We start from the raw sequence: 12,176 nt of genomic DNA on the forward strand, positions 1-12,176 counted from the left end.
CGTTCCTAGCGGGCCGCCAGTACCTCCAGCACCCGGGTCAGCGACGTGCCCAGGCCCCAGCGGGCGGCGAGCGATTCCAGGGCCATCGGGTCGCGGGGCTCGCGGGGCAACTGGGGGTCGAAGGGCGGGAGTTGGATGTCGGTGGCGACTCGGACCACGGTCGGGGCGACGTCCAGGTACGGGGCCGCCTCCAGGAGGTTCTTGCGGCGGGCCGGGGTGAGCTTGGAGGCGGGGTCGGCGGCGGCCGCGCGGACGGCCGCCAAGTCGCCGTAGGTCTGGATCAGTTGGGTGGCGGTCTTCTCGCCGATGCCCTTCACGCCCGGCAGGCCGTCGCTCGCGTCACCGCGCAGGGCGGCGAGGTCGGCGTAGGAGGAGCCGGGGACGCCGTACTTTGCCAGCAGCGCCGCGTCGTCCATGCGCTGCGCCGCGCCGATGCCCTTCGCCGGGTACAGCACCGTCACCGCGCGGGCGTCGTCGACCAGTTGGAACAGGTCGCGGTCGCCGGTGACGATCTCGACCGGGCCGGTGGCGCGGGTGGCCAGGGTGCCGATCACGTCGTCCGCCTCGTAACCGGGGACGCCGACCCGGGCCAGGCCGATGGCGTCCAGCACCTGCTCGATCACCGGGACCTGCGGGGCGAGGGTGTCCGGCACCTCCTCCTCGCCGTCGGTCGCGGCCTCCGCGACCCGGTGGGTCTTGTAGGTGGGGATCAGATCGACCCGCCACTGCGGGCGCCAGTCCGCGTCCATGCAGGCCACCAGGTGGTCCGGACCGTGGTCCTGCACCAGACGGGCGATGAAGTCCAGCAGCCCGCGCACCGCGTTCACCGGCTCGCCCTGCGGCGAACGCAGCGAATCCGGTACGCCGAAGTAGGCGCGGAAGTAGAGGCTGGCGGTGTCGAGCAGCATCAGGCGCGGTGCGGTGGGTGCGGTCACCCCCCGATCATGCCGCATGCCGGTGACAACCCGGCCCTCAGCGCGGGTGCGGCCCGGCTCTCACGTGCGGGTGCTCAGTGCGGGTGCGGTCCGGCTCTCACACGCGAGTGCTCAGCGCGGATGCGGCCCGGCCCTCAGCGCGGGTGCTCAGTGCGGGTGCGGTCCGGCACGGTGCACCGGTCCGTGCGCGTCCGCGCAGTGCTCGCGGGCCTCCTCCTCGGCAGCCGCGCTGCTGGACGAGATCTGCAGCAGCCCGTCCGTGCCGCTCTCGCCGACGTGGTCGACCTGGAGGGTGGCGTGGGTGATCCGGTACTCCTCGCGCAGCCGCCGCTGCAACTCGCGCTGCACCGCGTGGCAGTCGCCGCCCGGGGTGACCAGGATGTGCGCCGACAGCGCGGGCTGGTTGGAGGTGATCTCCCAGATGTGCAGGTCGTGGATCTCCTCCACCTGCTCGGTGGCCACCAGCCGGTCCGCCACCTGGTCCGGGTCGATCCCGGCGGGCGCCGCCTCCAGGAAGATCCGCGCCGAGTCCCGCACCAGTCCGATCCCGGCCCGTAGCATCAGCGCCACCACCACCAGCGAGGCGATCGCGTCCGCCCGGACGAAACCGGTGAGCAGCACCACCGCACCCGCCACCGCCGTCGCGATGAACGCGTACAGATCGGTCAGGACGTGCTGGAAAGCGCCTTCCACGTTCAGCGAGGACCGGTTCGCCTTCGACATGCACCAGGTCGCCGCGACGTTCACCACCACGCCCACCAGCGCCGTCACCAGCACCAGCGACCCCGTTACCGTCGGCGGCGCGATCAGCCGGGCGACCGCCTCGTAGCCCAGCCACGCCGACAGCACCAGCAGCGTCACCCCGTTCGCCTGCGCGGACAGGATCTCCGCACGCTTCAACCCGTACGTGTAGCCGCCGCGCGCCGGACGCGCCGCCAGCCGCATCGCCACCAACGCGAGCGCGATCGACGCCGCATCGGTCAGCATGTGCGCCGCGTCCGAGATCAGCGCCAGCGACTGCGCGGCGAAACCGACCACCACCTCGCCGGCCATGAACACCACCAGCAGGATCAGCGCGCTCCACAGCCAGCGGCGGTCCGCGTCCGCCGAAACGGCGTGGCTGTGGCCGGCGTGCCCACCGTGCCCGTGATCGCCCTGGTGATCGTGATCGTGCTCGCGGTCCTGCTCGTGCGCGTGCGCGTGGTTGGCCATCGAGGTCCCTCCGCATCCGGTCTCCGCACCGGAAGTGAACCCCAATCCGGAGGAAGATCCAAAGGCTGTACTGGTGACCGTTGTCGTTCTCTTGTAGGCCATTCGGGTCAGGTAAGGTGCGGCCCGCATCCGCCCAGGTCGCGCGGGTGTTCGGGCTGCTGAACAGAAGTGCCGCCGGACGGGAATGGGGAGCGATGACGGAGCAGGTGCCGCTGACGGTGATCGCCAAGGAGTGGGGCCGGATCGGCGTGCTCGGGTTCGGCGGGCCGCCCGCCCACATCCTGCTGCTGCGCCGGCTGTGCGTGGAGCAGCGCGGCTGGCTCGCGGCGAGCGAGTTCGAGGACGGCATCGCCGCCACCAACCTGCTGCCCGGCCCGGCCTCCACCCAGCTGGCGATCTTCACCGCCTGGCGGGTGCGCGGCACGGCCGGTGCGCTGGTCGGCGGCGCGGCTTTCATCCTGCCCGGGCTGGCGCTGATCCTGCTGCTGGCCGCCCTGTTCCTGGCCGGCAACCCGCCGCGCTGGGTGCTCGGTGCCGCCGCCGGGGCGGGTGCGGCGGTCGCCGCCGTCGCCGTACAGGCCGCGACCGCGCTGCTCCCGGCCAGCCTGCAGCGCTCCGGCGCCGGCCCGGCCCGGGTTCGCTGGGCCTGCTACCTGCTGCTCGGCGCCGCCGCGGCGATCCTCACCGGACCGTGGCTGGTGCTGGTCCTGCTGGCCACCGGCGCCGCCGAGATCGCCTTCCGGCGTGGCACCCGCCGAACCAGCCGAACGGGTGACACCCCCGACACCGCGGCGCGCCGACCGGAGGGTGAGCCCCCGCGCCCGGCGCTCCCGCTGCTGGTCCCCGGACTGGCCGCGACCGGCGGACTCGGCGCGCTCGCCTGGGTCGCCTTCAAGGTCGGCGCGCTCTCCTACGGCGGCGGATTCGTGATCATCCCGCTGATGCAGCAGGACGCCGTGCACCGCTACCACTGGATGACGGACGGCCAGTTCCTGAACGCCGTCGCCCTCGGCCAGATCACCCCCGGCCCGGTCGTCCAGACCGTCGCCGTGGTCGGCTACGCCGCTGCGGGCATCCTCGGCGGACTGCTCGCCGCGACGGTGGCCTTCGCCCCGTCCTTCCTTCTCGTGCTGCTCGGCGCCGCCCACTTCGACCGCCTGCGCGCCAACACCGCCGTCCAGGACTTCCTCACCGGCGCCGGCCCCGCCGTCATCGGCGCGATCGCCGGCTCCGCACTCCCGCTGGCACTGGCCCTGCACCGCCCCTGGCAGTACGCGATCCTGGCCCTCGCCGCGCTCTGGCTGCTCGCCCTCCGCCGGGGCGTCGTCCCCTGCCTGCTGGCCGCCGGCGCGCTCGGCACCGTCGCCGCGCTGGTCGGCCTCCCGCTCCCATAACGGGGGCGTGCGGACCGGCAGGGGGCGCGTCGGGCGGCGAACGAGCCGGGTCCGATGGCGTGGTGCCCGGGAATGGGTGCCGCAGGTGCGTACCGTGACCGCCGAACGACGGAACCTCGGAGAAGGAGCGCCACGGATGGCCGCCACGCCTCGCACACTCGCTGTCGCCGTGCTCGCCGCCCTGCCGCTGGCCGCCCTGGCCTGGACGGCGCCCGCCGTCGCCCGGCCCGCAAGCATGTGCGGCGACGCCGTCACGCAGACCCGGCAGGACCTGGCCAACGCCGGCGCCCCCACCGACGACACCGGCTGGCAGGACGTCCGCGACGACGCCCAGCAGTTCATCGACGACCACCCCCGGAACGGCGGGGCCACCGAGGCGCTCAAACGTGACATCAACGAACTGAACACCTACTGCGCGCCCTGAAGGAGCCCGACACTCCCTGCCGCGCACCGGCGGCATCGCGGCGGCCGGTGCGCCCGCCGCCGTGCCCGCCGTCAGGCGGTAGCTCTTGCAGGTGCTCGTCGGCAGGCCGATCAGCACCACGTGGGTGATGCGTGCTGCCGGAGCGGAACGAACACCGGCTGAACGCCGGCCCGGCGGGCGGCGGTTGCGGTCACCACGGAGCGCAGGGTGTCGAGCAGGCCCACCCCCTCGGCCACCGGCTCCCGGCGCGGCCACACCTTGCCGCCTTCGGAGAGGAGGTCGTTGTACGGGGCGGCGGGCAGGACGGCGGTGCGACGGGGGCGTACACCGCGGACATGGGCTCCTCGACTCCGTCTCCGCGCTCCGGGCCATGGTCGGAGCCATGCCGATGGCCCACCCGAAGGCCGCGTCAGACGGCCGGGACGGGGACGGGGGCGCGGTAGAGGCGGGTGGCGTGGATGAGGGCGCGGGCCACCCGGAGGTCCTCGCCCTGTTCGGGGTGCCACTGGACGCCGAGGGTGAAGCCGGAGCCCTCGACGGCCTCGATGGTGCCGTCGGAGGCGTGGGCACAGACGGTGAGGCCCTCGCCGAGTCGGGCGACGGCCTGGTGGTGGTAGGTGGGGACGACGACGGACGGCTCGGGGAGCAGGTCGGCGAGCAGGGTGCCGGCGACGGGGTGGATCGGGTGGCGGCCGTACTCGCTCGGGTCGCCGAGGTGGTTGATGCCGTCGCCGACCACGTCCGGCAGGTGCTGGATCAGTGAGCCGCCGCAGACCACGTTGAGCAGCTGCATGCCGCGGCAGATGCCCAGCAGCGGGGTGCCGGAGGCGAGCGCGGAGCGGATCAGGGCGGCTTCCCAGAGGTCGCGTTCGGGGGCGTTGGCGACGGTGAGCGGGTGGGCGGGTTCGCCGTACAGGGCGGGGGAGACGTCCTCGCCGCCCGCGATCACCAGGCCGTCCAGGCGGGCCACCGCGTCCGCCGCGTGCTCGGGTGCGTCGGGCGGCAGCATGACGGCGATCCCGCCGACCTCCCGGACGAGGGCCGGGTAGCGCTCGGGGAGCAGCACCGACCGCATGGCGTCCCACCGCCCCCATCCGGCGTTGGTGAGGAAAGTACTGATGCCGATCACGGGGCGAGAGGTCATGGCGCGGATTCTGTCGCGCGGGCGCGCCCCCGGTAGTGCGACGCACCACCGGCGTGCGCCTGTCAGGCGCGTGGAGCACAGAACACGCCCCGGCTGGCGCATCCGGACCACCCGAACGGCGGTTGCGCGCGATTCTCACCCGAATCTCATCGCCGAACCCCCGATTGTGGCCGCACGCTGATTTCCCGCTTATCCGCAGCCGCTTAGGGTCTTCGATGTGAGCGAGCAGCAGATTCCGGCCGGGTGGTACCCGGACCCCGTCGACACCGACAGCGACCCCCGCCCCGAGCGCTGGTGGGACGGCAAGGGCTGGACCGCCAGCACCCGCCCGGCCTCGGCCGCCCCGACCGGCACCCCTGCCGAGGCCCCCGCCGAGACCCCCGCCGACGGGGCCACCGGTGCGCCCGCCGGCCCGCCCGCCGAGGCCGCGCCGCCCGCCTCCGGCGCCAAGGACACCTCCGGCGCCGAGGACACCTCCGTCCTGGAGGGCACCGTGCTGGCCACCCCCGGGCAGTCCGTCCACTACCCGCCGCTGCCGCCGTACGCCGAGCAGCCACCGGCCAAGCCGCGCCGCCGCCCGTCCAAGCCGGTGCTGGTCGCGGCCTCGGTGGCCGCGCTGCTCGGCCTGGCGGTGGGCTCCGGTGTCACCTACCTGGTGATGGACGGGCACGAGGGCAGGTCCGCCTCCGCCGCGCCGTCGCAGGACGGCCGGTTCGGGCACAAGGGCCACGGCGACGGCGAGAGCGATGGCCAGGACGACGGCCAGAAGAGCCCGGGCGACATCCTGCCGGGCCTGCCCGGCCAGGGCGACGGCAAGGGCGGGAACGGCAAGGGCAAGGGCGGCGCGAACGCGAACCTCGCCGTGGACCTCGTCAACGGCATCTCGCTGCCGATCCCCACCGGCTGGACGGGCGGCACCACCAAGAGCGGATTCGCCAGTACGTACGTCGGCGAGTACACCTGCGTCGGCGGTTCGGACACCTGCACGCTGGGTGGCGTCAACACCAGCCGGATCACCGGCACCGACGCCAAGCAGGCCGCGCAGCAGGACATCGAGGCCGCCGCGAAGGACTCGTACGGCGACATCAAGGGCCACAAGGAGCTGAAGAGCGAGGCGGTCACGGTGGCCGGCCGCTCCGGCTACCTGGTGCGCTGGCAGGTGGACGCGGCCAAGGGCAACAACGGGTACGTGGAGACGGTGGTCTTCCCGACCGCAGACGGCAAGGCGCTGACCGCCGTCCACCTGGGCTTCGACATCGCCGACAAGGCGCCGGGCCTCGACCAGATGGACTCGATCGTCAAGGGCATCGCCGCCTTCCAGGGCGGCCTGCAGCTCCCCGGCACCACCACCTGAGCATCACCACCTGAGCAGCGCCGCCGCACCCGCGCCGCCGCGCGGCTCAACCCCCTTCGCGCAGAAGGGTGTTGAGCCGCGCGGCCTGCCGCACCAGGTGGTCCCGCTCGGCGACCGCCCCGGCCTTCGCCGCGGCCTCGGCGTACAGCCGGGCCGCCGTCCGCAGGTCGCCGGAGCGCTCGTGCAGATACGCGGACGCGGCGGTGTGCCGGGGCAGCGCGTCGTCCAGCTCGGCGAGCGCGGCCAGGCCCGCCCGCGGCCCGTCCGCCTCGCCGAGGGCGACGGCCCGGTTGAGGCGCACCACCGGGCTGCCCGTCAGGGCGGCCAACTCGTCGTACCACTCCACGATCTGCACCCAGTCCGTCTCCTCGGCCCTCGGCGCGTCCGCGTGCAGCGCCGCGATCGCCGCCTGTGCCTGGAACTCGCCCAGCCGGTCGCGGGACAGCGCCAGTTGCAGGATCGCCACCCCCTCGGCGATCAGCGCGGTGTCCCAGCGGGTGCGGTCCTGCTCGGCCAGCGGGACGAGGCTGCCGTCCGGCGCGGTGCGTCCGGCCCGGCGGGCGTGGTGCAGCAGCATCAACGCCAGCAGACCGGACACCTCCGGGTGGTCGATCCGGGCGGCCAACTGCCGGGTCAGCCGGATCGCCTCGGCCGCCAGGTCCACGTCTCCCGAATAGCCCTCGTTGAACACCAGGTACAGCACCCGCAGCACCGTCGCCAGATCGCCCGGCCGGTCCAGCCGCGCCCCACTCACCGTCCGCTTGGCGCGGCTGATCCGCTGCGCCATGGTCGCCTCCGGCACCAGGTACGCCTGCGCGATCTGACGCGTGGTCAGTCCGCCGACGGCGCGCAGCGTCAGAGCCACCGCCGAGGCCGGCGTCAACGACGGGTGAGCGCACAGGAAATACAGCTGGAGCGAGTCGTCCACGGCCGGCACCGGGCCGGGCTCCGGCTGCTCGTCCACCAGGTCCTCGCGGCGGCGGCGCGAGGCGTCCGAACGGGCCGCGTCCAGGAACCGCCGCCAGCCGACGGTGATCAGCCAGCCCTTCGGGTCCCGCGGCGGATCGTCCGGCCAGGTCCGCACCGCCTCCAGCAGCGCCTCCTGAACAGCGTCCTCCGCCGCCGCGAAGTCCGCGCCCCGGCGGACCAGCACGGCCAGCACCTCGGGCGTCAGGACGCGCAGCAGCGCCTCGTCCATCGCGCTCACCCGGCCGTCCCGGCCGTTCACTCGGTGACGGTGTTCGGCATCTCGGTCAGGAACGGGCGCAGCTCCAGCCACTCGTGGATCGGCTCCCCGTTCGCGCCGGGCGCCGCGGACAGCTCGGCGGCCAGCTCCAGCGCACGCTCGTAGGAGTCCACGTCGATCGCCATCCAGCCGGCGATCAGGTCCTTGGTCTCGGCGAACGGCCCGTCGGTGACCGGCGGGCGGCCCTCGCCGTCCGACCGCACCCAGACGCCCTGCGGGGCGAGCGCCTGCGCGTCGACGAATTCGCCGGTCCCCCGCAGCTTGTCGGCGAAGGCGTTCATGTAGTCGATGTGCGCGGTGACCTCCTCGGGCGTCCACTGGTCCATCGGCACGCAGTTCACCGCCAGCGGGTTGCCGCGGTAGTGCTTCAGCAGCAGGTACTTCGCCATCGTTCTCACTCCTCAGTGGTGACGCGACCCATTGTGGTCGCCTTCACCCCGGGGACGGAGCCGCGACGGGGTTCTCGACACGGCCGCCGAAACTTTCTTTCCGGCCCGCTACAGGAAGGTGTGGCCCTCGCCGCGGTAGGTCGGCACCGTCTCCACCACCGCGTCGCCCTCGACCAGATGCAGCTGCGCGAAACGCTCGCACAGCTCGCCGGCCTTCGCGTGCCGGAACCACACCCGGTCGCCGACCAGCAGGTCGTCCGCCGCCGAACCCAGCAACGGCGTCTGCACCTCGCCCGCGCCCTCCTGCGGGTCGTAGCGCAGACCGGCCGGCAGGTACGGGACGGGGGAACGGTCGGCCCCGGCCGGCCCCGACGCGGGGTAACCGCCGCCGAGCACCGTCACCACGCCCACCCCGGGGCGGCGCACCACCGGCTGCGCGAACAGCGCCGCCGGACGGCCCCGGAAGGAGCGGTAATTGTCGAACAGCCGGGGCGCGAACAGCCCCGACCCGGCCGCCACCTCCGTCACCGCGCGCTCCGCCACCGTGGACTCCACGCTGCCGGTCCCACCGCCGTTCACGAACTCCAGATCCGCGACCTGCCGCACCCGCCGCACCACCTCGGCCCGGCGCCGCGCCAACTCCGCCCGCGCCTTGGACTGCATCAGCCGGATCGCCGCCGAACGCACCGCACGGCCCGGTATCGCGTCCCCGACACCCGCCACATGGCCCTCGTACGCCATCAGCCCGACCACCTCGAAGCCGCGCCGCCCGTTCACCAACTCGGCGAAACGGCCCAGCTGTTCGGGCGTGCGCAGCGGCGAACGCCGCGCCCCGACCCGGACCCGGCCGCCCAGCAGGTGCAGCGAGGTGTCCAGTTCCAGGCAGACCCGCACCGTCGCCGAACCCTCCCGGGCCGCGTCGATCAGATCCAGCTGCGCCACGTCGTCCACCAGCACGGTCACCTGCCGGGCCAGCTCCGGATCCGCCGTCAGCCGCCCGAACCCGGCCCGGTCCGCCGACGGGTACGCCAGCAGCACGTCCGTGAACCCGCCGCGCACCAGCCACAGCGACTCCGCGAGCGTGAAACTCATGACCCCCGCGAAGCCCTCCCGCGCCAACACCCGTTCCAGCAGCGTCCGGCAGCGCACCGACTTCGACGCCACCCGGATCGGTTTCCCGCCCGCCCGCCGCACCAGATCCGCCGCATTGGCGTCGAACGCGGCCAGATCGACGATCGCCAGCGGCGCGTCCAGGTGCGCGGTCGCCCGGTCGTACCGGGCACGGTCGGAGACGGTGCCGCGAGTCGCGGTGGTGTCAGCGAGAGCCATGGCCGCAGACTGCCACATCGCCCTACCCGGCGGTAGGTCTCGGTTCCAGGTAGTTCATCGGACTGATTCCCGGAGCCGTCGGCGGTCGCCTGCCGGGCGGACACACGCAGACGGGTGAGCGCGAGGCCGCTGTGCGCACCGACCGATCGACGTTCCAGGGGCCCCCGTCCGATCGGCCGACACCGAGGGCTGGTTCGACCTGGTCGAGGCGTGGTCGGCCACGCGGCGCTGAGGCTGCCGGCCGGAACGGTCCTGGTCCTGTCGGTGCGCGGGTGCCCCGGCTGACCACCGCCCGCCCCCGCCCGGGAGGTGGGCACCGTCGTGCCCGGGGCACGGACTCGGCTCAGCCCGTGTGCAGCACCCGCCACCGCACCGGGTCGGCCGGGTCGCGGTCGGTGACCTGGACGGGCGCCCACGCCCACTGCCGCACGCCGATCCCCGGCACCCGCTCGAACCGGATCGGCCCCCGGCTGCCCGTCACCCGCACGCGTGACCAGTCCGCCGCACCCGACCCCACCACGGCCGTCAGCACGGCGACGGTGTCCCAGCCCTCGAACGCGACGAACGACGGCTCCCCGCCGAGGTGTTGGCGCAGCGCCTGCGCGACCCGCGCGCCCAGCGGGTCGAGCCGCTCCGGCAGGTAGCGCAGGAACGGCACTCCGGCGCCGTCCGCGCCCAGCAGTGACGCCCATTCGGTGAACTCGGGCTGTCCGGCCGGGGCGCCGATCAGGACGTCGGCGAGCCGCCGGTCCCGGCGGACGGCCCGGACGATCGGGACCGCCGGGTCCGGGAAGCCCGTCAGCAGCAGGACGGCGCTCACCCCGGACGCGGCCAGCGCGTCGGGTACGCCGACCGGGTCGAGTGCCAGGACGCTGCCGCCGTGTGCCGCGAAGTGCTCGCGCAGGATGCGGGTGCCGGACTCCCAGTACGCGCCGCCCTGGGTCACCACCGCGATCCGGCGGTGCCCGGCGCCGAGCAGGAAGTCCGCGTACACCCGCCAGCCGTGCGACTGGGCGGGTGCCAGCCGCGCCACCAGCTCCGTCGGGTGCTCGGTCAGGGCGTCCAGCACCGCCGAGGAACAGAGGAACGGCACCCCGAGCCGGTCCGCCCGCGCCGCGGCCGCCCGGGCCACCACGCTGTGGAACTCGCCTGCCAGCGCCGCCACTTCGAGCCCGGCCAGCTCGGTCACCGCCGCCTTTGCGCGCTGCGGATCCGCCGCCGTGTCCCGCACCAGCAGCTCCACCGGCCGCCCGGCCACGCCGCCCGCCGCGTTGACCTCCCGGACGGCCAACTCCATTCCGCCCAGCAGCTGTTGACCCGCCTCGACCCACCCCGGCCGACTCAACGGAACCAGCACACCGATTCGCACCGCGCCCATGCCCGCGCCACTCCCGCCCGACGACCCGCCCACTCCCACGGAGTCGATCATCGCGACGGCACGGAGCGGCAGGCAAGGACCGGCGGGAAATGGTCGGCGGGCAGGAGTCAGCGGACGGCGCGCGTGGTGGCCGCGGCCTTCCGGATCTGCTCGCCCAGCTTCGCGGCGGTCGCGGCCGCCTCGGCGACCAGCTTGGCCGCGTCCACCGCCTGCGGATCGCCGGTCAGGCCCGGCAGCGCCTCGGCCTGCTGCCGCAGCAGGTCCGCCAGGGCGGTGACCAGGGCGTCCATCCGCTCCAGCGAGTTGGTCGCGTCCGCCGGCCGGCCCCACGCGGCGCGCCCACCGGCCACGTCCCTCGCCGCCACGGCCACCGCCTCGGCCGCGCCGCGCACCGCGAACATCGGGTCGTACGTTCCCACGATCTCCCCTTCCACCGGCACCATCCAGCCCAGCGTGCCGCACCCGCGCCACGCACGCGGGGAAATCCGAGCCCTGACGGCGCGCGCCCACCGCCGACCGCCCCGAGGTAAACGTGGCATACGCTCAACGGGTGGAGCGCAAGAACATCCCCAACCCCGGGTTCGCCGAGGACGACGGCAGTGCCGACCCCGTCCTCGCCGCGGCCCTCGCCGCCTGGCAGCAGAACCCGTCCACCGAGGGCGAGTTGCTGACCGTGCTGACGCGAAGCCGCCTGATGGTGCCGATCGTGGCCGTACTCGGGGAGGTGGAGTACGACGAGAACGGGCACAAGCGCGAGAAGACCAGCGACATGGCGGTGCCGGTACTGGAGGCCGCCGACGGACGGCGCGCGCTGCCCGCGTTCACCTCGATGGAGACCATGGCCCGCTGGCGCGCCGACGCCCGCCCGGCACCGGTGGCCGCCCCGCAGGCCGCGATGGTCGCGTTCTCCGAGCGCGCCGACATCCTCCTCGTTGACCCGGCCGGCCCCGTGACGTACCAGCTGTCCGGCGCCCGCCTGCGCGCCGTCGCCGAGAACCGGCCCTACCTGCCGCCGCGCACCGACCCCGAGGTGCACCGGGCGCTGCGCGACCTGCTGGCCGCCGAACCCGAGATCGCCGCCGCGCACCTCGCCCCGGCCGCCGACGCCGACGCCACCCTGGCCCTCGTCCTCGCCGACCCCACCGCCGACCCCCGCCCGCTCGCCACCCGCCTCGCCCAGGCCCTGGCCGCCGACGACACGCTGCGCCTGCGCCTGGACAACGGACTCCAGCTGGCGTTCCTGCCCCAACAACTCGACCAGAAACCGTTCTTCACTCGCGCCTGAGAACCGCTCCTCACACGAATGGGTGAACTCATGCAAGGGCGGTTCGCGTTCGGAGTGTTGCGTCCGAACGGGGGACCGCCCTCGCT

12 protein-coding genes are annotated in these 12,176 nt (G+C 74.2%); 4 read left to right on the forward strand and 8 right to left on the reverse strand.

Annotation, left to right across the window (positions count from 1 at the left end; genetic code table 11):
- Positions 1-5 precede the first annotated feature (5 nt).
- Together ACZ6R9_RS12910 and ACZ6R9_RS12915 are read right to left on the reverse strand one after the other, a co-directional pair.
- Positions 6-908 (reverse strand): 5'-3' exonuclease, encoded by a 903-nt coding sequence (locus ACZ6R9_RS12910; RefSeq protein ID WP_465538264.1) that lies wholly within the window; start codon positions 906-908, stop codon positions 6-8.
- A gap of 174 nt (positions 909-1,082) precedes the next feature.
- On the reverse strand, positions 1,083-2,147 hold the full coding sequence (locus tag ACZ6R9_RS12915) for a cation diffusion facilitator family transporter (protein ID WP_465538193.1): 1,065 nt from the start codon (positions 2,145-2,147) through the stop codon (positions 1,083-1,085).
- Positions 2,148-2,341: 194 nt separating this feature from the next.
- Between ACZ6R9_RS12915 and chrA the strand changes: the two genes are divergently transcribed.
- Together chrA and ACZ6R9_RS12925 are read left to right on the forward strand one after the other, a co-directional pair.
- Complete coding sequence (chrA, locus tag ACZ6R9_RS12920) at positions 2,342-3,541, forward strand: chromate efflux transporter (protein WP_380485808.1); 1,200 nt, start codon at positions 2,342-2,344, stop codon at positions 3,539-3,541.
- 136 nt (positions 3,542-3,677) lie between these two features.
- On the forward strand, positions 3,678-3,965 hold the full coding sequence (locus ACZ6R9_RS12925) for a hypothetical protein (RefSeq protein WP_380485806.1): 288 nt from the start codon (positions 3,678-3,680) through the stop codon (positions 3,963-3,965).
- A 409-nt stretch (positions 3,966-4,374) separates the two neighbouring features.
- On the opposite strand, the gene ACZ6R9_RS12930 is transcribed toward ACZ6R9_RS12925, so the two are convergent.
- Positions 4,375-5,109, reverse strand: a complete 735-nt coding sequence (locus tag ACZ6R9_RS12930; protein WP_380485804.1) for a gamma-glutamyl-gamma-aminobutyrate hydrolase family protein — start codon at positions 5,107-5,109, stop codon at positions 4,375-4,377.
- 217 nt (positions 5,110-5,326) lie between these two features.
- Here ACZ6R9_RS12930 and ACZ6R9_RS12935 point away from each other — a divergent pair, with 217 nt between their 5' ends.
- Positions 5,327-6,463, forward strand: coding sequence for a DUF2510 domain-containing protein (locus tag ACZ6R9_RS12935; RefSeq protein WP_465538194.1), 1,137 nt, complete (start codon positions 5,327-5,329; stop codon positions 6,461-6,463).
- A gap of 46 nt (positions 6,464-6,509) precedes the next feature.
- On the opposite strand, the gene ACZ6R9_RS12940 is transcribed toward ACZ6R9_RS12935, so the two are convergent.
- The 5 genes from ACZ6R9_RS12940 to ACZ6R9_RS12960 form a co-directional block, all read right to left on the reverse strand.
- Positions 6,510-7,661, reverse strand: coding sequence for an RNA polymerase sigma factor (locus ACZ6R9_RS12940; RefSeq protein WP_465538265.1), 1,152 nt, complete (start codon positions 7,659-7,661; stop codon positions 6,510-6,512).
- Positions 7,662-7,687: 26 nt separating this feature from the next.
- Positions 7,688-8,098: a YciI family protein gene (locus tag ACZ6R9_RS12945; protein WP_380485800.1), complete on the reverse strand. Its 411-nt coding sequence runs from the start codon at positions 8,096-8,098 to the stop codon at positions 7,688-7,690.
- Positions 8,099-8,206: 108 nt separating this feature from the next.
- Positions 8,207-9,427: an alanine racemase gene (locus tag ACZ6R9_RS12950; protein ID WP_465538195.1), complete on the reverse strand. Its 1,221-nt coding sequence runs from the start codon at positions 9,425-9,427 to the stop codon at positions 8,207-8,209.
- Between the two features lie 343 nt (positions 9,428-9,770).
- Positions 9,771-10,805, reverse strand: coding sequence for an ABC transporter substrate-binding protein (locus ACZ6R9_RS12955; protein WP_465538196.1), 1,035 nt, complete (start codon positions 10,803-10,805; stop codon positions 9,771-9,773).
- A gap of 107 nt (positions 10,806-10,912) precedes the next feature.
- The gene (locus tag ACZ6R9_RS12960) at positions 10,913-11,248 is read right to left on the reverse strand and encodes a hypothetical protein (RefSeq protein WP_465538197.1); all 336 of its coding nucleotides are present in this window, start codon (positions 11,246-11,248) and stop codon (positions 10,913-10,915) included.
- A 107-nt stretch (positions 11,249-11,355) separates the two neighbouring features.
- On the opposite strand from ACZ6R9_RS12960, the gene ACZ6R9_RS12965 reads away from it, so the two are divergent.
- A complete protein-coding gene (locus tag ACZ6R9_RS12965) occupies positions 11,356-12,090 on the forward strand; it encodes an SseB family protein (protein WP_380485792.1) in 735 nt (244 codons plus the stop codon).
- Positions 12,091-12,176: the final 86 nt, after the last annotated feature.

The organism is Kitasatospora sp. NPDC048662 (assembly GCF_055587065.1).

What these genes read in the sequence shown, in the direction of transcription:
- ACZ6R9_RS12910 (WP_465538264.1), bottom strand. Translation starts at nt 908, where the DNA reads ATGCTGCTCGACACCGCCAGCCTCTACTTCCGCGCCTACTTCGGCGTA.
- ACZ6R9_RS12915 (WP_465538193.1), bottom strand. Translation starts at nt 2,147, where the DNA reads ATGGCCAACCACGCGCACGCGCACGAGCAGGACCGCGAGCACGATCAC.
- chrA (WP_380485808.1), top strand. Translation starts at nt 2,342, where the DNA reads ATGACGGAGCAGGTGCCGCTGACGGTGATCGCCAAGGAGTGGGGCCGG.
- ACZ6R9_RS12925 (WP_380485806.1), top strand. Translation starts at nt 3,678, where the DNA reads ATGGCCGCCACGCCTCGCACACTCGCTGTCGCCGTGCTCGCCGCCCTG.
- ACZ6R9_RS12930 (WP_380485804.1), bottom strand. Translation starts at nt 5,109, where the DNA reads ATGACCTCTCGCCCCGTGATCGGCATCAGTACTTTCCTCACCAACGCC.
- ACZ6R9_RS12940 (WP_465538265.1), bottom strand. Translation starts at nt 7,661, where the DNA reads ATGGACGAGGCGCTGCTGCGCGTCCTGACGCCCGAGGTGCTGGCCGTG.
- ACZ6R9_RS12945 (WP_380485800.1), bottom strand. Translation starts at nt 8,098, where the DNA reads ATGGCGAAGTACCTGCTGCTGAAGCACTACCGCGGCAACCCGCTGGCG.
- ACZ6R9_RS12950 (WP_465538195.1), bottom strand. Translation starts at nt 9,427, where the DNA reads ATGGCTCTCGCTGACACCACCGCGACTCGCGGCACCGTCTCCGACCGT.
- ACZ6R9_RS12955 (WP_465538196.1), bottom strand. Translation starts at nt 10,805, where the DNA reads ATGGGCGCGGTGCGAATCGGTGTGCTGGTTCCGTTGAGTCGGCCGGGG.
- ACZ6R9_RS12960 (WP_465538197.1), bottom strand. Translation starts at nt 11,248, where the DNA reads ATGGTGCCGGTGGAAGGGGAGATCGTGGGAACGTACGACCCGATGTTC.